The sequence below is a fragment of the Pseudoalteromonas sp. SIMBA_162 genome (assembly GCF_046535955.1).
GTDB lineage: Bacteria > Pseudomonadota > Gammaproteobacteria > Enterobacterales > Alteromonadaceae > Pseudoalteromonas > Pseudoalteromonas marina.
The window spans coordinates 1-247 of the sequence record NZ_JAWJBQ010000929.1 but is presented as its reverse complement, the minus strand read 5'-3'; the positions used below and the strand labels follow the sequence as shown (position 1 = coordinate 247).

The 247-nt window shown below is 61.1% G+C and carries 1 protein-coding gene; it reads right to left on the bottom strand.

What is annotated here, in order from left to right:
• On the bottom strand, positions 1 to 247 hold a 247-nt coding region (locus R0J88_RS22425; RefSeq protein WP_410901231.1), incomplete at both ends, for an ABC transporter permease subunit.

Below are 247 nucleotides of genomic sequence, written 5' to 3'. Positions count from 1 at the left end.
ACAGCAGCGCGCCGCGCACCACTTCCGCGAGATATGCGCCGGAATTCACCGTGATCGCGATGATCGCGGCCGTCAGACCGTCGATGCGGATATGCGCGAGCAGCGGCAGTGCGAAATACAGGAACATCACCTGCACGACGATCGGCGTGCCGCGAATCAACTCAATATAGACCTGTGCGAGCACGTTCATCGCCTTCGGTCCGTATGCGCGGAACATGCCCGCGATCATCCCGACGATGAAACCGCC